This is a genomic window from Pseudomonas sp. MIACH, from assembly GCF_001269925.1.
In the GTDB taxonomy this organism is placed as follows: domain Bacteria; phylum Pseudomonadota; class Gammaproteobacteria; order Pseudomonadales; family Pseudomonadaceae; genus Aquipseudomonas.
The window spans coordinates 6,591-32,603 of the sequence record NZ_LHVO01000034.1 but is presented as its reverse complement, the minus strand read 5'-3'; the positions used below and the strand labels follow the sequence as shown (position 1 = coordinate 32,603).

Annotated in this window: 4 protein-coding genes; all 4 read left to right on the top strand. The window is 65.9% G+C overall.

Annotation, left to right across the window (positions count from 1 at the left end; all coding sequences use genetic code 11):
- Positions 1–441, top strand: a complete 441-nt coding sequence (tssE, locus tag AD670_RS14605) for a type VI secretion system baseplate subunit TssE (RefSeq protein WP_053133422.1) — start codon at positions 1–3, stop codon at positions 439–441.
- A gap of 23 nt (positions 442–464) precedes the next feature.
- Entirely contained in the window at positions 465–1,562 is a 1,098-nt protein-coding gene (locus AD670_RS14600; protein ID WP_053133419.1) for an OmpA family protein, read from the top strand.
- A gap of 207 nt (positions 1,563–1,769) precedes the next feature.
- Positions 1,770–14,675 carry a non-ribosomal peptide synthetase gene (locus tag AD670_RS14595; protein ID WP_053133416.1) on the top strand — a complete coding sequence of 4,302 codons (12,906 nt, stop codon included), beginning with the start codon at positions 1,770–1,772 and terminating at the stop codon, positions 14,673–14,675.
- A complete protein-coding gene (locus tag AD670_RS14590) occupies positions 14,672–25,996 on the top strand; it encodes a non-ribosomal peptide synthetase (protein ID WP_053133413.1) in 11,325 nt (3,774 codons plus the stop codon). Before AD670_RS14595 ends, AD670_RS14590 begins: the two co-directional genes overlap by 4 nt.
- Positions 25,997–26,013 lie beyond the last annotated feature (17 nt).

The following is a 26,013-nucleotide window of genomic DNA, read 5'->3' as shown; positions in this document are numbered from 1 at the left end:
ATGAGCGAATGCACCCCCTCGCTCTACGAAATGCTGCTGCAAAACTTCAACGGTGAGCTGGCGTTGCATCGCGTCAGCGAGGAGGACCAGCACCCGCTGTCCGTGCTGGACAACCTGCAACGCATCCTCAACAGCCGCGCGGGCGCGCTCAGCCATCTGCCGGATTACGGGCTGCCGGACATGGGCCTGATCCTGCAAGGGTTGCCCGCCTCAGCCCATGGCTTGATCGGCACCATGACCGCCACGTTGCTCAAGTACGAACCGCGCCTGGCGGCGGTGGCCATCGAGCTGCTGCCCCAGGCACTGCCGGGGCATCTGGACTACGCCCTGGCGATGCAATTGAAAGATGGGCAGCGCGTGAACTTCGGCACCACCCTGGGCCCCGAGGGCCCGGTGCTGGTGCGTCACTTGAAGCGGCAACAGTACCTCTCTACGCCTTGAACCGATAACGCAAGGGAAGCGCGATGACGGCAGTGTTTGAAATGCGCATTCAATTCGGCGGTGATCCGCGCGGTTTCAGCGAGTTCACCGCCTTGCGCGATGAGTTGGCCAAGCTCAGCCATCCCGCCTGCCCGGATGTGGACTGGGTGAAGGTCGAACAGTGGTGCGTGAGGCTGTTCGAGCACAACGGCGCAGACCTGCAGACCGCGTGTTTCTACACCTTGGCGTGTGCCCAACGTCATGGCGTGGAGGGAGTGGCCCAGGGCGTGGCACTTATCGAGGCGCTTGCCCGCGAGTGGCCACACGTATGGCCAGCCATGGAGTCCACGCGTCTCGACGTGCTGGGGTGGCTGTTCGATCAACTGCAGGCACTGCTGCGCCGCGCGCCAATGCCGGTGCACAGCGGTCCTGCCCTGGCTCAACTGCATACCGGGTTGGCCCGGTTGCAAGCGCGCTTGTTGCCTCACGGTCCGTTGCTGGCACTCCAGGCGTTGCGTCAACAGGTCGGCCTGCGCTTGGAGCAGCTCTGTTCATCCAGCGAAACGCTGTCGGTGCCGTTGCTGGGGATGGCTCCGGCATGGGTGAGCCCCGTCGTGATCCTGCCACCCCCTGAGGCGCAACCGCGACGGCATCGCATGCTGCGGTGGCTGTTGGCCGCTGGGATTTTCGTTGCCGTGCTTGCCGGGTTCGGTTGGCAAGCCTGGCTGAGAATGCCTGAGCGGGAAACCTTAATGCCTGAACCGGTGCGGCTGGACAGCCTGTCGCTGTTCGATGCCGGCAGCGCAACGCTGAAACCGGACTCGACCAAGGTGCTGATCAAGGCCCTGGTCGACATCAAGGCCCAACCGGGCTGGCTGATCGTGATTGCTGGGCATACCGATGCCACCGGCGCCGTCGAACAGAATCTGGCCCTGTCCCACGCCCGTGCCTCTGCTGTACGCGATTGGATGCAACGCATGGGCGGCATTGCCGACAGCTGCTTTGCCGTGCAGGGCTTTGCGGCCAATCAGCCCATCGCCAGCAATGGCACAGAGGCAGGACGTGCGGCCAACCGCCGCGTGGATATTCATCTGGTGCCGCAGGCGGGCGCCTGTGAAGACCTCACATTGGCTGTGGAATGAATTGAACTCGCCCTGATCCCGCTTGTCCCCGCTTCCCATGTCACCCCCCACCGCCTGAATCCCTTAATTTTCCAACCCTGCCGGAAGCCCCTCCAGGCCCCCCGGCTGCGCCCGCACTTTTTTCACCGGGCACCCAGCACACCCGATCCAAGCGGCAGCTGAAAACGGACTTTCTTCTCCACCGTGACTTATCAGGCAGGTTACCCCATGCAGTTCAGCGAATTATTGGCAGCGATTTCCACCCATGCGATCCGTCTGCAAAGGGAAGAAGACGACCTGATTGTCCTGGGTGACGATGAGGCGTTGGACGATGCGTTGTGGGATCAGTTGATCGCCCATAAACCGCAGTTGCTCACGCTGGTGACCGAGCATGGCGGGGACTGGTTGAGTCCGGCCTACCGCATCACGCCGGACATGTTGCCGCTGGTCAATCTCGACCAGGCGGCCATCGACCGTATCGTCGCGGCGATCCCCGGTGGGGCGGCGAACGTGCAGGACATCTACCCGCTGGCGCCGTTGCAGGAGGGCATGCTCTATCACCATCTTTCGGCGGAGCAGGGCGATCCGTATGTGTTGCACGCGCAGTTTGTGTTCGACAGCCGTGCGCGCCTGCGGGCGTTTGCCGAGGCGCTGCAATGGGTGATCGATCGCCACGATATCCTGCGCACCTCCATGGCCTGGGAGCGCCTTGATGAGCCGCTGCAAGTGGTGTGGCGCAAGGCAACCCTGGCCTGTGAAGAGGCGCATTTCAGTGGTGGCGATGCCCTCGACCGCTTGTTGACGCGCTATGACGCGCGTACTTACCGCCTGGACCTGAGCCAGGCGCCGCTGCTGCGCCTGGTGTTTGCCGAGGATCCGGCCAACCAGCGTGTGGTTGCCATGCTGTTGTTCCACCACACCATCCTCGATCATACCGCCTTGGATGTGGTGCGCCATGAAATCCAGTTGTACCTGGCAGGCCAGCAAGACCAGGCCGGCGAGCCGGTGGCGTTTCGCAGCTATATCGCCCAGGTGCGCCATGGGGTCAGCGAGCAGGCCCATGAAACGTTTTTCCGCGAGATGCTGGCGGATATCGATGGACCGACCTTGCCCTTCGGTTTGCAGGATGTGCAGGGCGATGGCCAGGGGATCGACGAGGCGCGCATACCCGTCGACAGCGCTCTGAGCCGGCGCCTGCGCAGCTTGGCGCGGCCATTGGGGGTCAGCGTGGCGAGCATGCTGCACCTGGCCTTGGCCCGCGTCTTGGGCGTGGTCTCCGGTCGCGACGCGGTGGTGTTCGGTACGGTGATGCTCGGGCGCATGGGCGCAGGTGAGGGCGGTGAACGGGCGTTGGGCATGTTCATCAACACCTTGCCACTGCGGGTGGATGTGGACGGGCAGGACGTACGCGCCGGGGTCAAGGCGACCCACGAACGTCTCACCGCGTTGCTCAACCACGAACATGCGTCCCTGGCACTGGCCCAGCGCTGCAGCGCAGTCGCGGCACCGACGCCGCTGTTCAGTGCGATGCTCAACTATCGCCACAGCGCCGCCACCGACATGGCCGAAGTGATCGAGGTCGCCGAGGGCATCCAGGTATTGGGCGCCGAGGAGCGCACCAACTACCCGCTGACGGTCAATGTGGATGACCTGGGCGAAGACTTTGCGCTGACGGTAATGGTCGATGCGGGCATCGGCGCGCAGCGTGTCGCGGGTTACCTGCACACCGCGCTGGAGAGCCTGGCCCAGGCCCTGGAACACGCGCCGCAGACGCCACTCAATCGCCTGGAAATCCTGCCCGAGGAAGAGCGTCAGCAGCTGCTGCACACCCTCAACCACACCCCGCACACCTACGCCGACAGCGCCCTGATCCACCAGCAAGTCGAAACCCACGCCGCCGCCCAGCCTGACGCCATCGCGCTACGTTTCGAGCAGCAACGTCTCACCTACCGCCAGCTCAATGAGCGCGCCAACCAGGTCGCCCATCGCCTGCTGGCCCAAGGCATCCGCGCCGATGATCGCGTGGCCATTTGCGTGGAACGTGGCCCGGAGATGATCATCGGCCTGCTGGGCATCCTCAAGGCTGGCGCGGGCTATGTGCCCATCGACCCGGCCTACCCGCTGGAGCGCATCGCGTATACCCTCGGCGACAGCCAACCCCTGGCCGTGCTGGTACAGGCCAACACCCGGCATCTGGTCGGCGACCTGGCGCAGATCGACCTCAATGGCCTGCGCGGTGAGTCCATCGTCAATCCGCGCGTCAGCGTCAGCCCGCATAGCCTGGCCTATGTGATCTACACCTCCGGCTCCACCGGCCAGCCCAAAGGCGTGATGATCGAACATCGCCAGGTGGCGCGGCTGTTCAGCGCCACCGAGCACTGGTTCGGCTTCAATCGCAACGATGTATGGGCGTTGTTTCACTCCTTCGCGTTCGACTTCTCGGTGTGGGAAATCTGGGGCGCGCTGAGGCACGGCGGCCAGTTGCTGATCGTGCCGCAACTGGTCAGCCGCTCGCCGGACGAGTGCTACACGCTGCTCTGCGAGGCCGGCGTGAGCATCCTCAACCAGACCCCCAGCGCGTTCCGCCAACTGATTGCCGCCCAGGGCCAGAGCCCCCAGGCCCATTCCCTGCGCCAGGTTATTTTCGGTGGCGAGGCCCTGGAGCCGGGGATGCTCAAGCCGTGGTACGCCCGGACGATCAACGCCGGTACGCAACTGGTGAACATGTACGGCATCACCGAAACCACCGTGCACGTGACGTACCGCGCGCTGGAAGCGGCAGACGCGCAGCTGGTCGGGGTCAGCCCGATTGGCGTGCGCATTCCCGACCTGCAACTGTATGTGCTGGACGCGCACCGCGAGCCGCTGCCGTTTGGCGTGGTCGGCGAGTTGTACGTCGGTGGCGCCGGCGTGGCGCGGGGTTATCTGAATCGGGATGAGTTGACCGCCGAGCGCTTCCTGAACGATCCGGCCACGGGGCTGCGGATGTACAAGACCGGCGACCTCGGACGCCTGTTGGCCGACGGCAGCGTCGAATACCTGGGGCGCAATGACGACCAGGTGAAGATCCGTGGCTTCCGCATCGAACTCGGCGAAATCCAGGCCCGTCTGGCCACCGCCCCAGGTGTGCGTGACGCGGTGGTGATCGCCCGGGAAGATCAACCGGGGGACAAACGCCTGGTGGCCTACGTAATTGCCGAGGGTGACACCCGTGTCGCGGCGCTGCGTGACCACCTGCTGCTGAGCCTGGCCGACCACATGGTGCCCAGCGCGTTCGTACTGCTGGACGCCTTTCCGTTGACCACCAACGGCAAACTCGACCGCAAGGCCTTGCCCGCGCCCGATGCCGATGCGTTGGCCCGGCGCAGCTATGAAGCCCCCCAGGGCAGCGTGGAAACCGCCATCGCGACGATCTGGCAGGACTTGCTCAAGCTCGACCGTATCGGTCGCGATGACAATTTCTTCGAACTGGGCGGCCATTCCCTGCTGGCGGTCAAGCTGATCGAGCGCATGCGCCAGGTGGACCTCAGCGCCGATGTGCGTGTGCTGTTTGGCCAGCCGACGTTGGCCGCGCTGGCGGCGGCGGTGGGCGGGCAACGGCAGGTGCACGTCCCGGCCAACCCGATCCAGACCCACAGCCAGGTCATCACCCCGGACATGCTGGCGCTGATCGACCTCGACCAGGCCGCCATCGATCACATCCTCCACAGCGTGCCCGGCGGCATCGGCAATGTGCAGGACATCTACGCCCTGGCGCCGTTGCAGGCGGGCATCCTCTATCACCACCTGGCAACCAGCGAAGGCGATCCCTACGTGTTGCAGGTGCAGTTGGGCTTTGACCATCAGGCGGCGGTGGACGCCTTTATCCAGGCGCTGCACAGCGTGATCGAGCGCAACGACATCCTGCGCACGGCGATCCTCTGGGAAGGCCTGGACGAGCCGGTGCAAGTGGTCTGTCGCCAGGCGCCGCTGGCGGTTGAGCGCATTGAAACCCCAGGTGTCGATGCCCTGGCGCACCTGCAACAGCGCTTCGACCCACGCCACTATCGCCTCGACCTGTCCCGCGCCTCGCTGATGCGCCTTGCCTACGCCGAGGACCAGGGGCGTTTCGTCGGCATTCTGCTGCTGCACCACATCCTGCTCGACCACACCGCCCTGCAAGTGCTGGTGCAGGAGATGAGTGCCAGCCTGTCCGGCCGCAGCGCGCAACTGCCGGATGCAGTGCAGTACCGCAACTACGTGGCCCAGGCGCGGCTTGGGGTCAGCCAGGCCGAGCACGAAGCGTTCTTCAGCGAGATGTTGGGCGATATCGACGAGCCGACCCTGGCCTTTGGTCTGCAGGACGTGAATGGCGACGGCAGCGGCATCGTCGAAGCGCACCTGCCGCTGGAACCGGCATTGAGCCTGGGCCTGCGCGAACAGGCGCGGCAATTGGGCGTGAGCACCGCCAGCCTGGTGCATCTGGCCTGGGCGCAGGTGCTGGGGCAAGTCTCCGGGCAGCAGGAGGTGGTGTTCGGCACCGTCCTGCTTGGGCGCATGCAGGGTGGCGAGGGTGCCGACCGCGCCCTGGGCATGTTTATCAACACCTTGCCGCTGCGGGTCAGCGTCGGCACCGTCGGCGTGCAGGCTGCAGTGCGCGCGACCCACGCGCGCCTGGCAGACTTGCTCGCGCACGAGCACGCGCCGCTGTCCCTGGCCCAGCGTTGCAGCGGAGTACCGGGTTCGTTGCCGTTGTTCAGCACGCTGCTCAACTACCGCCACAGCGCGCCGGAGGATGTGCCGGGAGACAGTCCGTTTGCCGCCGCCGGCATCCAGATTCTCAGTTCTGAAGAGCGCAGCAACTACCCGCTGGTGCTTAACGTCGATGACCTCGGCAGCGGCTTCGCCCTCACTGTGCAAGGTGTGGCTACGCTGGACGCGCGACGTGTCGGCGACTATATGCTCACCGCCCTGCGTCACTTGGTGACCGCGCTGCAACAGGCGCCGACCACGCCGATGCTGGCCGTGTCGATCGTGCCGCCCGGCGAACGCAACCAATTGCTGGTGGACTTCAATGCCACCGCCCGCGAGTACCCGTCGCAGCTCACCGTGCCTCAACTGTTCGAAGCCCAGGCCCTGGCGCGTCCCGAAGCGGTGGCGGCGGTGCAGGGGTCATTGTCCCTGAGCTACCGCGACCTCAACCGCCGCGCCAACCGCCTGGCCCATCACCTGATCAACCAGGGTGTGCAGCCGGGGGAAAGTGTGGCGATTGCATTGCCCCGCAGCCTCGACTTGCTGATCTGCCAACTGGCGATCCTCAAGTGCGGCGCCGTGTACGTGCCGCTGGACATCAACGCGCCGCTCGAACGCCAGGCCCTTATCGTGCAGGACAGCGGTGCGCAACGGGTGCTCACGAGCTTGGCCGACCTCAATCTGGAGGCGCAGTCGCCGCGCAACCCGGAGCGGGTGCAGTCATCGCAAAGCGTGGCGTACATCCTCTACACCTCCGGCTCCACCGGCGCACCGAAAGGCGTGCAAGTGCCGCACCGCGCCATCTCGCGCCTGGTGCTCAATAACGGCTATGCCGAGTTCAACCCGCGCGACCGCGTGGCGTTTGCCTCCAACCCCGCGTTCGATGCGAGCACCCTCGACGTGTGGGCGCCGTTGCTCAATGGCGGCTGTGTGGTCGTGGTCGAACAGGCGGTGCTGTTGTCCCAGGCCGCGTTTGCCGCGTTGCTGCAGGAGCAGGCCGTCAGCGTGTTGTGGATGACCGCCGGGCTGTTCCACCAGTACGCCGATGCGCTGATGCCGGTGTTCCCGCAGTTGCGTTACCTGATCGTCGGCGGCGATGTGCTCGACCCGCTGGTGATCGACCGCGTGCTCAAGCACGGCCGGCCCCAGCATCTGCTCAATGGCTACGGGCCGACCGAAGCCACGACCTTTTCCACCATCCATGACATTACCCACGTGGGCGAGGGCGGTATTCCGATTGGCCGGCCGATTGCCAATGCCCAGGCCTATGTGCTGGATGCGCACCGCCAGTTGCTGCCGTTGGGCGTGGTTGGCGAGTTGTATATCGGCGGCGCGGGCGTGGCCACGGGGTACCTGAACCAGCCGCAACTGACGGCGCAGAAGTTTGTCTCCAACCCGTTCGGCGAGGGCCTGTTGTACCGCACCGGTGACCTGGCGTGCTGGCAGGCCGACGGCACCTTGCTGTACCGGGGCCGCAACGACCTGCAAGTGAAGATTCGCGGTTTCCGCATCGAGCCGGGCGAAATCGAAGCCTGCCTGGCGGCCTTTGCCGGTGTGACCCACGCCGTGGTGCTGGTGCGTGAAGACGAGCCTGGCGACAAGCGCCTGGTGGCTTACTACACCGCTGACGCGCCGCTGCCGATCGAAGCGCTGCGCGCCCATCTGCACGGCCAGTTGCCGGACTACATGGTGCCGTCGGCCTATGTCTGGCTGGAACTGTTGCCGCTCACCGCCAACGGCAAGCTGGATCGCAAGGGCCTGCCGGTGCCGGATGCAAGCGCGCTGCTCAGCCGTGGCTATGAGGCGCCGGAAGGCGAGGTGGAAACCCGGCTGGCGCAGATCTGGCAGGACCTGCTCAAGCTCGAACGCGTGGGCCGCCATGACCATTTCTTCGAACTGGGCGGGCATTCGTTGCTGGCGGTCAGCCTGATCGAACGCATGCGCCAGGCCGGCCTGAGCGCCGATGTGCGTGTGCTGTTCAATCGGCCCAGCCTGGCGGCACTTGCGGCGGCAGTCGGCAGTGGCCGTGAGATTGTAGTGCCGGCCAATGGCATTCCCTCGGGCTGCACCCGCATAGTGCCGTCGATGCTGACCCTGGTGGACCTTGATCAAGCGGCCATCGACCGGGTCGTCGCCAGCGTGCCTGGCGGCGCGATCAATGTGCAGGATATCTACCCGCTGGCGCCATTGCAGGAAGGCATTCTGTACCACCATATCAGCGCCGAGCAGGGCGATCCGTACCTGCTGCAATCGCGCATGGCCTTCGACAGCCTGGAGCGGTTGCAGGGGTTCATGGGCGCGTTGCAACAGGTGGCGGCCCGTCACGATATCCTGCGCACCAGCGTGGTCTGGGAAGGCCTCGACAGCCCCGTGCAAGTGGTCTGGCGTGAGGCGCCGCTGGTGGTTCAGGCGATTGACCTGGACCCGGCGCACGGCGACATCCTCGAACAACTGCATGGGCGTTTCGATGCGCGCCACTATCGCCTGGACATCACCCAGGCGCCGCTGCTGCGCATGGTCTACGCCCAGGACCCGGCCAATCACCGGGTGGCGGCGATCCTGCTGTTCCACCACCTGGCGCTGGACCATACCGCCATGGCGGTGGTGGGCCAGGAGATGGGCGCGTTCCTGTTCAACACGGCGCAGGACTTGCCTGTGCCCACACCGTTTCGTAACTACGTGGCCCAGGCGCGCCTGGGTGTGAGCGTGGACGAACATGAACAGTTCTTCCGTGCGATGCTCGCCGAGGTTGACGAGCCCACTTTGCCCTTCGGCGTGCAGGACGTGCAGGGTGACGGACGCGCTATCGAAGAGGCCGAGCAGGCCGTGGATGCCGCCTTGGCCCGCAGGCTGCGCGAACAGGCGCGGTTGCGCGGCGTCAGTGCGGCGAGCCTGATGCACCTGGCGTGGGCGCTGGTGCTGGCGCGCGTCTGCGGGCGTGACGAGGTGGTATTCGGCACTGTGTTGATGGGCCGCATGCAGGCTGGCGATGGCGCCGACCGTGCATTGGGGATGTTCATCAACACCTTGCCGCTGAAGGTGGATGTGGCCACCGACGCGGTTGCCGCGCTCAAGGCCACCCATGGACGGTTGAGCGCCTTGCTCGGCCACGAACACGCCTCCCTGGCCCTGGCCCAGCGTTGCAGTGGCGTGGCGGCCGCCACGCCACTGTTCAGCGCCTTGCTCAATTACCGTCACAGCAACCCCGGTGAGATGGCCCGCGACGGCCACGGCATCTGGGCCGGCGTGCAGCTGTTGGGCGGTGAAGAGCGCAGCAACTACCCGTTGACCCTGAGCGTGGACGACCTCGGCGAAGGCTTCGGCCTCAGCGTGCTGGCGGTGCCGCGCATCGGTGCCCAACGCCTGTGCGACTACATGACGAACGCCATCGGGCAACTGATCGACGCCCTGGAAAATTCCGCGCCAGCCTCGCTGAACCTGCTGGATATTCTCCCGGCCAGCGAACGCCAAACCCTGCTGCGCGAGTTCAATGCCACGGCTGCGGATTTCCCCACCGGGCACACCGTGCACGGTGCCTTCGAAGTCCAGGCCGAGCGCCAACCCCACGCCATTGCCGTGGTGCAGGACGGCGAATCCCTGACCTATCGGCAGCTCAACCAACGCGCCAACCAACTGGCCCATCACCTGCTGGCGCTGGGGGTGCAGCCGGACGACCGCGTCGCCCTGTGCTGCCGCCGTGGCCCGCAGATGCTCGTGGGGTTGTTGGGGATCCTCAAGGCGGGCGCAGCTTACGTGCCGATTGATCCGGCTTATCCCGCCGAGCGCATTGCTTACTTGTTGCAGGACAGCGCCCCCGTCGCGGTGCTGGCACAAGCGAGCACCCGCGAGCTGCTGGGCAGCGTCGCCAGCCTCGACCTGGATGACCTCCAGCACGCCAACGTCAGCAATCCGCAGATCGCCGCCTTGACTGCGGCGCACCTGGCCTATGTGATCTACACCTCCGGTTCCACCGGCCAGCCCAAGGGCGTGATGGTCGAACACCGCACCGTGGAAAACCTGGTGCACTGGCACTGCGAAGCCTTTGGCCTGAGTGCCGTCAGCCACACCAGCAGCGTCGCCGGTTTTGGCTTTGACGCCATGGCCTGGGAGGTGTGGCCGGCATTGTGCGTGGGCGCCACCCTGCACCTGCCGCCGGCTGACCTGGGCAATGAACATATCGATGAGCTGCTCGCCTGGTGGCTGGCGCAGCCGCTGGACGTCAGCTTCCTGCCCACACCCGTGGCCGAATATGCGTTCAGCCAGGACTTGCACCACCCCACCTTGCGCCTGCTGCTGATCGGCGGCGACCGCTTGCGCCAGTTCAGCCAGGAGCGGCGCTTTGCCGTGATCAACAACTACGGGCCCACCGAAGCCACGGTGGTCGCCACCTCCGGGCGCGTGCGTGCCGGGCAGGCGCTGCATATCGGTCGGCCCATCGCCAACGCGTGCGTCTACGTGCTGGATGAGCACTTGCGACCAGTACCGGTGGGGGTCGCCGGTGAACTGTATGTGGGTGGCAGCGGCGTGGCGCGGGGCTACCTGAACCGTGCGCAGATGACCGCCGAACGCTTCCTGCAGGACCCGTTCAACCCCGGCCGCATGTACCGCACCGGCGACCTTGTGCGCTGGTTGCCCGAGGGTAACCTTGAGTACCTGGGGCGCAACGACGACCAGGTGAAAATCCGTGGCGTACGCGTCGAACTGGGCGAAATCGAGAGCCGCCTGGCAGCGCTGCCAGGGGTGGGCGAAGCGGTGGTGCTGGTGCGCGAGGGCCGCATGGTGGCCTGGTTCACCGAACACCAGCCGTTGTCGATCGAAAGCCTGCGCGAGCAACTGCAAGCGCACTTACCGGATGCCCTGGTGCCGGTGGCCTACGTGAAGCTCGACGCACTGCCCCTGACCGCCAACGGCAAACTCGACCGCCAGGCGCTGCCGGCACCGGATCAGGCCGCTGTGCTGAGCCGTGACTATGAAGCTCCGCTAGGCGCTGTGGAAACCACCTTGGCCCGGCTCTGGGCCGAGGTCTTGCAGGTCGAGCAGGTGGGGCGCCACGATCACTTCTTTGAACTGGGCGGCCATTCGTTGCTGGCGGTCAGCCTGATCGAGCGCATGCGCCAGGCCGGCCTGAGCGCCGATGTGCGCGTGCTGTTCAGCCAGCCGACCTTGGCCGCGTTGGCAGCGGCGGTGGGCAGCGGTCGCGAAGTGCAGGTGCCGGCCAACCGCATCACGCCAGATTGCCAGCGCATCACCCCGGACCTGCTGTCCCTGGTGACACTCGACCAATCGACCCTGGACCAGGTCGTCAGCCGCGTGCCCGGCGGCGCCGCGAATGTGCAGGACATCTACCCCCTGGCACCGTTGCAGGAAGGCATTCTGTACCACCACCTCACGGCCGAGCAGGGCGACCCCTACTTGCTGCAGTCGCACCTGGCGTTTGACCGAGTCGAGCGTCTGCACGCCTTCGCCCAGGCGCTGCAACAGGTAATCGATCGCCACGATATCCTGCGCACCGGGGTGGTCTGGGAGGGCCTGGTGCAACCGCTGCAAGTGGTGTGGCGCAAGGCTCAATTGCCACTTGAACACGTGCACCTGCAAGGCGATGTACTGGCCGGCCTGCATGAGCGCTTCGACGCCCGGCGCTACCGCCTGGACATCAGCCAGGCACCGCTGATCCGCCTGGCCTACGCCGAAGACCCGGCCAACCAGCGCGTAGTGGCGGTCCTGCTCTATCACCATATCGCCCTCGACCACACCGCCTTCGACGTGGTGCTGCGGGAAATGCAGGGCTACCTGCTCGGCCACCCGGCGCCCACCGCCGCGCCGATGCCGTACCGCAACTACGTGGCCCAGGCGCGCCTGGGTGTCAGCGAGCAGGAGCACGAAGCGTTCTTCCGCGGCATGCTCGGTGATGTCGACGAACCCACCTTGCCCTTTGGCCTGCAGGATGTGCGCGGCGACGGCAGCGCGATCGAAGCGCACTGCCTGCAATTGGACAGCGACCTTAACCGCCGCCTGCGGGCCCAGGCCCGTCTGCTTGGGGTGAGTACGGCGAGCCTGTTCCACCTGGCCTGGGGCCAGGTGCTGGCGGCCACCTCGGGGCGCCACAGTGTGGTGTTCGGCACGGTGCTGGTGGGTCGCCTGCAAGGCGGTGAGGGGGCCGACCGCGCCCTCGGCGTATTTATCAATACCTTGCCCCTGCGCCTGGATATCGATGCCCAAGGCGTGCGTGCAGCCGTGCGCACCACCCACGCACGGCTCAGCGCGTTGCTCGGCCACGAGCACGCTTCCCTGGCCCTGGCCCAGCGTTGCAGCGGCGTGGCCGCGCCGGCGCCGTTGTTCAGTTCGATGCTCAACTATCGCCATCGCGGTGCCGCCACCCGTTCCGAGGATGCGCAACACGCCTGGGAGGGCATGCAGACCCTGGTCAACGACGGGCGCACCAACTACCCGCTGACCTTGAATGTGGACGACTTGGGCGATGGCTACGATGTCACCGCGTTGGCCCAGGTAGACGCGCAACGGATCTGCGCCTATATGCAAACGGCCCTGGCTGGCCTCGTTGATGCACTGGAGCAGGCGCCGCACCAGGCGCTCAATCGACTGCCGGTGATGGGCGCCGAGGAGCGGCAAAAACTGCTGGTGGACTTCAACGCCACCGAGGTGAACTACGACCTCGACCAGACCCTGCACGGCCTGTTCGAAGCCCAGGTCATGCGCACGCCGCAGGCGGTTGCAGTGAAGGCGGGAGAGCAACACCTCACCTACCGGCAACTCAACGAGCGTGCCAACCGCCTGGCCCATCACCTGCGCGAAAAGGGAGTGCAACCGGAGACGCGAGTGGGGATTTGCCTGGAGCGCGGCCTGGACATGGTCATTGGCCTGTTCGCCATCCTCAAGGCCGGCGGCGGTTATGTGCCGCTCGACCCGGCTTACCCGCAGGAGCGCATCGCCTACATGCTGCACGACAGCGCACCGGTGGTGGTGCTGGCGCAACGCGCGACCCGAGGGTTGCTCGGCGAGGCCGCGGTGATCGACCTGGACCAGCCTGACTGGCAGCACCAGAGCGCGAGCAACCCCGAGGTACCGGGCCTCAGTGCCCGCAACCAGGCGTACGTGATCTACACCTCCGGCTCCACCGGCCAGCCCAAAGGCGTGATCAACGAACACGCCGGGGTCGTCAACCGGCTGCTGTGGATGCAGGACGCCTACGGCCTCAAGGCCCACGATGCGGTGCTGCAGAAAACCCCGTTCAGCTTCGACGTGTCGGTGTGGGAATTCTTCTGGCCGTTGTTCACCGGCGCCCGCCTGGTGATGGCGCGTCCCGGCGGGCATAAAGACCCGGCCTACCTGTGCGATGTGATCGAAGCCGAGCAGATCACCACCTTGCACTTTGTGCCGTCGATGCTCGATGTATTCCTCGCCCACGGTGATGTCAGCCAGGCGGCCGGTGTGCAGCGGGTGATGTGCAGCGGCGAAGCGCTGCCGGGCAGCCTGGTGCGACGCTTCAAGCAGCAGTTGCCGGGGATCGGCCTGTACAACCTGTACGGCCCCACCGAAGCCGCCGTGGACGTGACCGCCTGGAACTGTACGCGCCCCGATGTGCCGGACAACACGCCGATCGGCAAACCCATCGCCAATACGTGCCTGTATGTGCTGGATGGGCAGTTGCAACCGGTGCCGCTGGGGGTGGTCGGCGAGCTGTTTATCGGTGGTGTGCAGGTGGCGCGGGGTTACCTCAACCGTCCGGAACTGACGGCCGAGCGTTTCCTTGAGGATCCATTCAGCAACGGTCGCCTGTATCGCACCGGCGACCTCGGCCGTTACCTGCCGGACGGCAATATCGAGTACCTGGGCCGCAACGATGACCAGGTCAAGATCCGTGGCCTGCGCATCGAACTGGGAGAAATCCAGGCGCGCCTGCTGGAGCACCCGCAGGTCAACGAAGCGGCGGTGGTCGCCCGTGAAGACCGGCTCGTCGCGTACTACACCGGTACCCACACGGATATCGAGCAACTGCGTGCCCAACTGTTGCAGCACCTGCCGGACTTTATGGTCCCCGCACTGTTCGTGCACCTCGACGCGCTGCCCCTGAGCCCCAACGGCAAACTCGACCGCAAGGCCCTGCCGGCGCCCGGCATGCAGGCGCTGCAGGTGCGCGAGTACGAAGCGCCCGAAGGTGACACCGAGATCCTGCTGGCGCGGCTGTGGGCCGAGCTGCTCAATGTCGAGCGGGTAGGGCGCCAGGATAATTTCTTTGAACTGGGCGGGCATTCGCTGCTCGCCGTGAGCTTGATCGGGCGCTTGCGCCAGGAAGGCATGGAAGCCGATGTCCGGGCGCTGTTCGAACAGCCGACCCTGGCCGGCTACGCCGCAATGACCGAACGAATGGAGATCGTCCTGTGAGCCTCTTTGAGCTGCTGGCAACCCTGAAAACCAAGGACATCCAACTGGCGCTCAAGGGCGAGCAGTTGTCGGTGCAAGGCAACAAGCAGGCTTTGAGCGCCCCGGCGATTCTTGCCGCGTTGCGTGAGCACAAACCGGGGCTGATCGAGCTGATCAAGGCCGGCGAATACTCGGCGACCAAGGCCGGTGACGTCCAGGTGCCGGCCAACGGAATTGCGCCGGGCACCGAACGGATCACGCCGGACATGCTGACGTTGTCCCACCTGGACCAGGATGAGATCGACCGCATCGTCGCCACCGTCGACGGCGGCGTGGCGAATATCCAGGACATTTACCCCCTGGCGCCGTTGCAGGAAGGCATTCTGTTTCACCATGTCAGCGCCGAACAGGGCGACCCGTATGTGATGCAGTCGCAGTTCGCGTTCGACAGCCTGGCGCGGTTCGACGCGTTCGCCGAGGCCCTGCAAGCCGTGATGGATCGCCATGACATCCTGCGCACCGGCGTGGTCTGGGAGGGCCTGCAACAGCCGTCGCAAGTGGTGTGGCGCCGCGCGTGCCTGCCGGTGCAGGCTCTGGAACTGGACCCGGCCGACGGCGAGATTGCCGCCCAACTGCACGCCTTGTTCGACGCCCGCCACTATCGCCTCGACGTCACCCAGGCGCCGCTCCTGCGCCTGGTACGCGCGTTTGATCCGGCCAACCAGCGCATCGTCGCCACCTTGCTGTTCCACCATATGGCCCTGGACCACAGTGCCCTGGAGGTGGTGTGCCATGAACTGCAGGCGTGCTTGCTGGGGCAGGGCGCGACGCTGGGCCAGGCGGTGCCGTTTCGTAACTATGTGGCGCAGGCGCGGTTGGGCATCAGCGAGCAGGAGCACGAGCACTTCTTCCGCCAGATGCTCGGCGATATCAGTGAGCCGACGTTGCCCTTCGGCTTGCAGGACGTGCAGGGCGATGCGCGCGGTATCCGCGAACTCAGCCTGCCCTTGGCGGCACCGTTGAGTCAGCGCCTGCGCACCCAGGCGCGGCAGTTGGGGGTCAGCGCGGCGAGCCTGTTTCACCTGGGCTGGGCGCAGGTGCTGGGCGCATTGGCCGGCAAGCAACAGGTGGTGTTCGGCACGGTATTGATGGGCCGTATGCAGGGCAGCCATGACACCGAGCGTGCCCTGGGGATCTTTATCAACACCTTGCCGTTTCGCGTGGACGTGGACGGCCAGGACGTGCGCGCCGGGGTCAAGGCCACCCATGCCCGGCTCACTACGCTGCTGCGCCATGAACATGCGGCGTTGGCCCTGGCCCAACGTTGCAGCGGGGTTATCGCGCCCACGCCGCTGTTCAGCGCGTTGCTCAACTATCGCCACAGCGCTGTCGCGGCCAGCGCCGAGGCGGTGTCGGCATGGCAGGGCATCGCCGCCCTGAGTGCCGAGGAACGCACCAATTACCCCCTGACCCTGAGCGTCGATGACCTCGGCGACGGCTTTGGCCTGAGCCTGCTGGCCAGTACCCAGGTGGACCCGCAGCGCGTCTGCGCCTACCTGCAAACCGCCCTGGAAAACCTGGTGACGGCGCTGGAGCAGGCGCCGACGACCGCGTTGAACCAGCTGTCGGTGGTGCCGGTTGCTGAACAACGCCTGCTGCTTGAGCAGTTCAACGCCACCGCGGTGGATTTCCCCCAGGGCACCACCCTGCATGGACGTATCGAAGCCCAGGCCGCGCTGACACCGCATGCCATTGCCGCCGTGCATCTCGACCGCCAACTGACCTACGCCGAGCTGAACCAGCAAGCCAACTTGCTGGCCCATCACCTGTTGGCGTTGGGGGTCAAGCCCGATGACCGCGTGGCCATCGTCGCGCGCCGGGGCCTGGACACCCTGGCCGGGTTGCTGGCGATCCTTAAATCCGGCGCCTGCTACGTGCCGGTGGACCCGTCCCACCCGGCCGAGCGCCTGGCCTACCTGCTCAGTGACAGCGCCCCGGTGGCGGTGCTGACCCAACACGCGTTGCTGGAACGACTGCCGACGCTGGACGTGCCGGTGATCAACCTGGATCGCTACACCTGGCACCACCATACAGCGAGCAACCCTGGCGTCGCTGTCAGCCCGGCCAACCTCGCCTATGTGATCTACACCTCCGGTTCCACCGGCCTGCCCAAAGGCGTGATGGTCGAGCACCACACCGTGACGAACCTGGTGGACTGGCATTGCCGCGCCTTCGACCTCTGCGCCGGGCGCCACACCGCCAGCGTTGCCGGGTTCGGCTTCGATGCCATGGCCTGGGAAGTCTGGCCGGCGCTGTGTGTCGGCGCGACCCTGCACCTGCCCCCGGCCCATGACGGCCCTGAAGACATCGACGCACTGCTGGCCTGGTGGTGCGCGCAGCCGCTGGATGTGGGGTTCCTGCCGACACCGGTGGCCGAGTACGCCTTCAGCCAGCAGATCGAACACCCGACCCTGCGCACCTTGCTGATCGGCGGCGACCGCCTGCGTCAGTTCGGGCGGGCGCAGCGTTTTGAGCTGATCAACAACTACGGCCCCACCGAAGCCACGGTGGTCGCCACCTCCGGCAAGGTCGAGGCCGGGCAGGCCTTGCATATCGGCAAGCCCATCGCCAATGCCACGGTGTACCTGCTGGACGCCCAGCAACGCCCGGTGCCGTTGGGGGTGGCGGGTGAGGTCTACGTGGGCGGCAAGGGCGTGGCGCGCGGTTATCTGAACCGTCCCGAATTGAGCGCCGAACGCTTTCTGCAAGACCCGTTCAACCCCGGCCGCATGTACCGCACCGGCGACCTCGCGCGTTGGCTGCCGGACGGCAATCTCGACTACCTGGGGCGTAACGATGACCAGGTGAAAATCCGCGGCGTGCGCATCGAATTGGGCGAAATTGAAACCCAGCTCAACCAGTTGCCGAGCCTTCAGGAAGCCGTGGTGCTGGTGCGTGAAGAGCGGCTGGTGGCCTATTACACGGAAAATCCGCAGTTCGACGCGCTGGCCGTCGGCGATATCCGCGCCCATCTGCTGGCGCATTTGCCGGACTACATGGTCCCGGTCGCCTTTATGAAACTCGATGCGCTGCCCTTGACCAGCAATGGCAAGATCGACCGCAAGGCCCTGCCGGAGCCGGACATGACGGCGGTGTTCAGCCGTGGCTACGCAGCGCCCCAAGGCGAGATCGAAAGCCTGCTGGCGCAGATCTGGGCCGATGTGCTGCAGGTCGAGCGTGTCGGGCGCCATGATCATTTCTTTGAGCTGGGCGGGCATTCGTTGCTGGCGATGCGCATGGTCTCGCAGATTCGCCAGCGCCTGGGCGTGGAACTGTTGCTCAGCGACCTGTTTGCCAATGCCGAGCTGGCGGCCGTCGCCGCCGTGCTGGCCCAGGCCGGTCGCAGTACCTTGCCGGATATTCTGCCGGCCAACCGCGAGGAACCGTTGCCGCTGTCGTTCGCCCAGCAGCGCCTGTGGTTCCTGGCGTTGATGGAAGGCGCCAACACCGCCTACAACATTCCCATCGGCTTGCGCCTGCGCGGAGCATTGCATGTACAGGCCTTGCAGCGGGCGCTGGCGCGGATCGTCGCGCGGCATGAAACCCTGCGCAGCCGCTTCGCCCAGCACGGCGACGAAGCCCAGGTGCTGATCGTTGCCGCCGAAGACGTACTGCCGCTGCAAGTGCAGGACTTGCGTCGCCACCCGCAGCCGCAGCAGGCCCTGGATGCGTTGATCCACGGCGAAGCCTCGGCGCCGTTTGACCTGGAGCGCGGCCCGCTGCTGCGCGGGCGCCTGGTGGTGATGGCGGACGAGCACCATGTGCTGTTGCTGACCCTGCACCATATCGTCTCCGACGGTTGGTCCATGGGCGTGCTCACCCGCGAGCTGATGGCGCTGTACCAGGCCTTCAGCCATGGCCGACCCGACCCCTTGCCGCCGTTGCCGATCCAGTACGGCGACTTTGCCGTGTGGCAGCGTTTGTGGCTCAGCGGTGAAGTGCTGCAACGCCAGGGCAGTTATTGGCAGCAGGCCCTGGCGGGTGCGCCAGCGTTGCTCAGCCTGCCCACCGACCGCCCGCGCCCGGCGCAGCAGGACTACGCCGGCAGCAGTGTCGAGGTGCGCCTGGACGCACGCCTCACCGCCGGGCTCAAGGCCTTGAGCCAGCGCCATGGCAGCACGTTGTACATGACCTTGATGACGGCCTGGGCCTCATTGCTGGCGCGGCTGTCCGGGCAGCAGGATGTGGTGATCGGCTCGCCGGTGGCCAACCGAACGCGCAGCGAGGTGGAAGGGCTGATCGGCCTGTTCGTCAACACCCTCGCGGTGCGCATCGACACCTCGGGCGAGCTGAGCAGCGAGGCGTTGCTGGCGCGGGTCAAGGCGCTGACACTGGCGGCCCAGGCCCATCAGGACCTGCCCTTCGAACAGGTGGTGGAACTCACTCGGCCGGTGCGCAGCCTGGCCCACAGCCCGTTGTTCCAGACCTTGCTGAGTTGGCAGGACAGCAGCGCACCGACCCTGGCCCTGGGCGACCTGGCGCTGGAGGGCATCGTCGAGAACAGCCACTTCGCCAAGTTCGACCTGTCGCTGAACCTGGGAGAAGTGCAGGGCACGATCCTCGGTGCGCTGGAGTACGCGGTGGCACTGTTTGATGAGTCGACCGTGCAGCGTTACGTCGGCTACTTCACGCGGGTGTTGCAGGCCATGGTCGATAACGACCAGGCGGTGCTGGCGCATGTGCCGCTGTTGGATGCCCGCGAGCGCGAGCATCTGCTGTTCGACTTCAACGCCACCCAGGTGGACTACAACCTCGACCAGACCCTGCACGGGATGTTCGAAGACCAGGTGGTGCGTACGCCGGATGCGATTGCACTCAAGGCCGGCGACCAGCACCTGACTTACGCCGAACTGAACGCCCGCGCCAACCAGTTGGCCCATCACCTGCTGGAACTCGGTGTGCAGCCGGATGCGCGGGTGGCGATCTGTGTGGAACGTGGCCTGGACATGGTCATCGGCCTGTACGCGATCCTCAAGGCCGGCGCCGCGTATGTGCCGCTGGACCCCGCCTATCCGCAGGAGCGTATTGCCTACATGCTGGCCGACAGCGCGCCGCTTGTGGTACTGGCCCAGGCGGCCACGCGGCCGCTGTTGGGCGAGGTGGCGGTGATCGATCTGGATCAGTCGGGCTGGCAGCGACAACCCGTGGACAACCCCGGTGTAGCGGGCGTGGGCGCCTATGTGATCTACACCTCCGGCTCCACCGGCCAACCCAAGGGCGTGATCAACGACCACGCCGCAGTGGTCAACCGTCTGCTGTGGATGCAGGACGAATATGGGCTGACGGCGCAAGACAGGGTCTTGCAGAAAACCCCGTTCAGCTTCGACGTGTCGGTATGGGAGTTTTTCTGGCCGCTGTGCACCGGCGCATGCCTGGTGATGGCGCGCCCCGGCGGGCATAAAGACCCGGCGTACCTGTGCGACGTGATCGAGGCCGAACAGATCAGCACCTTGCACTTCGTGCCGTCGATGCTCGATGTGTTCCTCGCCCATGGCGATGTGAGCCAGGCCGCTGGATTGGTGCGGGTGATATGCAGCGGCGAAGCGTTGCCGGGCAGCCTGGTACGCCGCTTCAAGCAGCAATTGCCCGGCAGCCAGTTGCATAACCTGTACGGCCCCACCGAAGCCGCCGTGGATGTGACCGCCTGGAACTGCGCGGGCATGGTGACGCCGGACAACACCCCCATTGGCAAGCCGATTGCCAATACGCGCCTGTACCTGCTGGATGGGCAGTTGCAGCCGGTGCCGTTGGGCGTGGTCGGCGAGTTGTTTATCGGCGGCGTGCAAGTGGCGCGGGGTTACCTGAACCGCCCCGAGCTGACCGCCGAGCGTTTCCTCAACGACCCGTTCAGTGCTGGACGGATGTATCGCACGGGTGACGTCGGCCGCTATTTGCCCGATGGCACTATCGAATACCTGGGGCGTAACGATGACCAGGTGAAAATCCGCGGCCTGCGTATCGAACTGGGGGAAATCCAGGCGCGCCTGATCGAGTGCGCGGCAATCAACGAAGCCGCGGTGATCGCCCGCGACGAGCGCCTGGTGGCGTACTACACCGGCGTGCGCAGCGACATCGAAGCCCTGCGCGGCCATCTGCTGCAACACCTGCCGGAGTTCATGGTGCCGGCGATTTTTGTCCACATCGAGGCGTTACCCCTGAGCCCCAACGGCAAGCTCGACCGCAAGGCCCTGCCTGCGCCCGGTGCCGACTCGGTGGTGGTGCGCGCGTACGAAGCGCCCCAGGGCGATACGGAAATCGCCTTGGCCAGCCTGTGGGCCGAGTTGCTCAACGTCGAGCGCGTGGGGCGTCACGACAACTTCTTCGAACTGGGTGGGCACTCGCTGCTGGCGGTCAGCCTGATGGGGCGTCTGCGCCGCCTTGGGTTGTCGGCGGATGTGAAAGTACTGTTCGGCCAGCCAAGCCTGTGTGCCCTTGCGGCGGCACTCGGGGGCGGGCGTGAAGTGCCGGTGCCGGTCAATGGCATCGTTGAAGGTTGCACGGTGATCACGCCGGACCAATTGCCGCTGGTCCAACTGGATCAAGCCGCCATCGACCGTATTGTCGCCAGCATCCCCGGTGGTGCGGCGAATGTGCAGGATATCTACCCGCTGGCGCCGTTGCAGGCCGGCATGCTCTATCAGCACCGCGCAGTGCAGGACGGCGATGCTTATGTGCTGCGGGCGCAGTTCGCGTTTGATTCGCGCCAACGCCTGGACGCGTTTGCCCTGGCGTTGCAGGCCGTGATCCAACGCCACGATATCCTGCGTTCGTCGTTCCACTGGGACGGCCTGGAAGAACCGCTGCAAGTGGTGTGGCGCGAAGCCTCGCTGCGGGTTGAAAGCGCTCCGCTGCCATCGCGCCTGGACCTGGCGCAGGCGCCCTTGATGCGCCTGGTCTACACCCAGCAATCCCAGCGTGTGGTGGCGACGTTGTTGTTCCATCACCTGGTCATGGACCACGTGGCCCTGGACATCCTGCAGCACGAGATGCAGGCCTTCCTGCTCGGCACCCAGGACACGTTGGGCGCAGCGGTACCGTATCGCAACTATGTGGCCCAGACCCGTGCCGGCGGTGACCGTCACGAAGCGTTCTTTCGCGACATGCTCGGCGACATCGATGAGCCCACCCTGGTCGGCGACCTGGGCGCTGATGAGTCGGCTCAACTGACGCTTGAGCCTGCACTCAGCGAGCGCCTGCGGACCCAGGCGCGTCAGGCCGGCGTCAGTGCTGCGAGCCTGATGCACCTGGCCTGGGCCCAGGTGCTGGGCAAGGTCTGCGGTCGCGCGCAGGTGGTATTCGGCACGGTGATGCTGGGTCGCCTGCAAGGTGGCGAAGGCGCAGAGCGCGCCATGGGTGTGTTTATCAATACGTTGCCGCTGCGGGTCGACCTGGGTGAGCACGCGGTACGCAGCGCGTTGCGTGCCACCCACGCGCGTCTGACGCAACTGCTCAGCCACGAACATGCGCCCTTGGCCCTGGCCCAGCGTTGCAGCGGTGTGCCGGTGGCGACGCCGTTGTTCAGTGTGTTGTTCAACTATCGCCACAGTGCGCCGCAAGCCGGTGGCGTGGCCGAGGCGTGGCAGGGCATTCAATTGCTCAAGGCCGAGGAACACAGCAACTACGGCCTGTCCATGAGCGTGGATGACCTGGGCCAAGGTTTCAGCCTGAAGGCAAGGGGGGCGGGTGCCCGGCGTGTCTGCGGGTACCTGAACATCGCCCTTGAACAACTGGTACAGGCGCTGGAACACAACAGCGACATCGCCATCAGCCGCTTGCCGATCCTGCCGGCTGCCGAACGTCGTCAATTGCTGCAATTGAATGCCACCGACCGCCCATTCCCACGCGAGCACACGGTGCAGCGCCTGTTCGAAGCCCAAGCCCAGGCACGGCCCGACGCAGTGGCGGTATTGCAGGGCGAGCAGGCCTTGAGCTACGGCGAACTGAACCTGCGCGCCAACCGCCTGGCCCATCACCTGCTGGGGCTTGGGGTGCGTCCGGCCGATAACGTTGCGATCCTGCTGCCGCGCTCCCTGGACCTGCTGGTCAGTCAACTGGCCGTGCTTAAGTGCGCTGCCGCCTACGTGCCGCTGGACAGCCACGCTCCGGCCGAACGCCAGGCCTTTATGCTGCAGGACAGCGGCGCAGCCTGGCTGCTGACGCGCAGCGACATGGCCGTCGACTACCCGGCACGGCGCCTGGACCTCGACACCCTGGCCCTCGACCCGCAACCGAGTCACAACCCGGACCTGTCGCAATCCAGCGACAGCGTGGCGTACATCATGTACACCTCCGGCTCCACCGGCACACCGAAGGGCGTGTTGGTGCCCCATCGCGGTATCACGCGGCTGGTGCTCAACAACGGCTATGCCGACTTCACTGCCAGCGACCGCGTGGCCTTCGCCTCCAACCCGGCGTTCGACGCCAGCACCATGGATGTCTGGGGCCCGTTGCTCAACGGCGGCCAGGTGCAGGTGATCGACCACGCCACCTTGCTCGACCCGGGCGCCTTTGGCCGGGCGTTGCAGGGCGTGACGGTGCTGTTCGTGACCACGGCGCTGTTCAACCAGTACGTGCAGTTGATCCCCGACGCCCTGGCCGGTTTGCGCATCCTGCTGTGCGGCGGTGAGCGTGCCGACCCGGCGGCCTTCCGCAGCCTGCTGGCGCGCGCCCCCGCGCTGCGCCTGGTGCATTGCTACGGGCCGACGGAGACCACCACCTACGCCACCACCTATGAAGTGCGCGCACTGGCCGACGACGCGGACAGCGTGCCGGTGGGCCGGCCGATCTCCAACACCCAGGTGCATGTGCTGGATGCGCAGTTGCAGGCCGTGCCGATGGGTGTGGTGGGTGAGATCTGCATCGGCGGCGACGGCGTGGCCAAGGGGTATCTGAATCGCCCGGACCTGAGCGCTGAAAAGTTTGTGCAAGACCCCTTCAATGCGGGCGCCTTGCTGTACCGCACCGGCGATCTCGGCCGCTGGAATGCACAGGGACTGCTGGAGTGCATTGGCCGTAATGACGACCAGGTGAAGGTCCGTGGTTTCCGTATCGAACTGGGTGAAATTGAAGCGCGCCTGGCGACCCATGCAGGCATTCAGGACGTGGTGGTACTGGCTCGCGAAGACGCGCCGGGTGATAAGCGCCTGGTGGCCTATTTCACCTGGGCGGCCGAGCCCGTCGCTATCGACAGCCTGCGCGCCCATCTGCATGCGCAACTGCCGGACTACATGCTGCCGTCGGCCTATGTGCCGCTGGAGCGGTTGCCCTTGACGGCCAACGGCAAGGTCGACCGCAAGGCCTTGCCGGCCCCGGCCCTGGAAGCCTTGGCCCGCCGCGACTTTGAAGCGCCGGCCGATGCCCTGGAGCAGACCCTGGCCCAACTCTGGGCCCAGGTGTTGAAGCTGGAGCAGGTCGGCCGGCATGACAGCTTCTTCGAACTGGGCGGCCATTCGTTGCTTGCGATTCGCTTGGTCAACCTGATGGAAGCGGCGGGGTTGCAGGTGTCCCTGGCCGAGTTGTTCCAGCACGCCAGCGTCGCGTCGGTCGCCGCCATGTTAGGCCAGCGCACCCATGCGCCGGTACGCGATACCTCGGTGATCACGGTGCGCAGCAACGGCTCGCAGGCGCCGCTGTTTCTGGTGCATGAGTTCAGTGGCATGGACGTGTATTTCCCTGCGCTGGGCCAGCACCTGCCCGGTGACTATCCCATTTATGGCCTGCCGGGCGTGGCACTCGGTGAGGCGCACCTGAACACCATGGAAGGCCTGGCGGCGCGCATGGTCGGCCTGATTCGCGGCCTCCAGCCCCATGGCCCCTATCGGATTGCCGGCTGGTCGTTTGGTGGTGTGCTGGCTTACGAAGTGGCGATGCAATTGCTCGGGCTGGACGAACCGGTGGCGTTCCTCGGCCTGATCGACAGCTACGTGCCGCGCATGACCGACCAGGGCAAGGCGCGCTGGAGCGGGCCGGACGCGCTCAAACGGCATTTGCTGTTGCAGTGCAGCGCCTATTGGAACGCACAGGGAGGTGTGGATGAACTGGCGAGGATTGAGCAACTGGAGGCACAGCTTGGACAGCTGGACTTTGCGGGTCTGCTGCAACGCTGTCGCGATCAAGGTTTGCTATACGCGCAAATGGCGGCGGCTACGGACGCGGACCTCTTGAGTTTTATCCAGCGGGAAGTGGGGCATGGGCATGCGCTGGCGCATTACAGCCTGTTTGCGCTGCCGATTGCGGTGCATCTGTTCAGTGCCGAGCAGCGACCGACCGAGTTGGCGCGGCGCAGTGAGTCGCTGGGGTGGGACGATGCCTTGGCGCCTGGCCAATTGCGTCGGGTGGACGTGCCGGGGGACCACCAGAGCATGATGCAGGCGCCGCATATCCAGCACCTGGGCCATGCGATGACCCAGGCGTTACTGGCAAGTGAGCCGGTGCGATGTGCGGTGCATCAGCCGTTGTTGCGCATCCAGAGTGGGCGGGCAGGGCGTACGCCGGTGTTTTGCGTGCCGGGGGCAGGGGACAGTGTCACCGGGTTTGTGGGCTTGAGCGAAGCGCTGGGACGTGACTGGCCGCTGTTTGGCTTACAGCCCCGGGGCCTGGATGGCGAGGCGGTGCCGCACAGTCAGGTCGAGGCGGCAGCGCGCTGTTATCTGGCCGCGCTGGAGCACGAGTATCCGCATGGACCGGTGCACCTGGTCGGGCATTCGTTTGGTGGTTGGGTCGCGTTGGAAATCGCCCTGTGCTTGCAGGCGGCCGGGCGCGAAGTGGCGTCGTTGACAGTGATCGACAGTGAGGCGCCGGGTGGCGCGGGTCGGCCTTATACAACCACGGCGGCGTTGGTGCGCTTGATCGAGGCCATGCAGTTGGCGGCGGGCAAATCGTTGGGCATTGATCTGGTGGACTTTGCCGGGCGTGATGACGTGGCGCAACAGCAGGCGTTGCATGGGGGGATGGTCGGCGTGGGGCTGTTGCCGGCCCGTGCCAGTGTGGACGCGATGGCGGGGCCGGCGCGTACCTATGGGGCGGCGTTGCGCACGGTGTATCGGCCTGCGCGGCGCTATGACGGTGTGGTGCGCCTGGTGCTGGCCGAGGACCCGGCGCTGGATGCAGCGGGGAATCAGCGGGAGCAGGCGGGGATGATCGAGGGGTGGCGCAAGCAGGGCAGCGCTTTGGAGGTCTGGTATGGCGCGGGGAATCACTTCACGCTGCTCAAAGCGCCGAATGTTCACGGACTGGCGCGGTGGTGGTTGGACGGTGTGGTGGTTGGGGAGGTGGTTTCGTGACGGGGGTATATCGCCTT

What these genes read in the sequence shown, in the direction of transcription:
- tssE (WP_053133422.1), top strand. Translation starts at nt 1, where the DNA reads ATGAGCGAATGCACCCCCTCGCTCTACGAAATGCTGCTGCAAAACTTC.
- AD670_RS14600 (WP_053133419.1), top strand. Translation starts at nt 465, where the DNA reads ATGACGGCAGTGTTTGAAATGCGCATTCAATTCGGCGGTGATCCGCGC.
- AD670_RS14595 (WP_053133416.1), top strand. Translation starts at nt 1,770, where the DNA reads ATGCAGTTCAGCGAATTATTGGCAGCGATTTCCACCCATGCGATCCGT.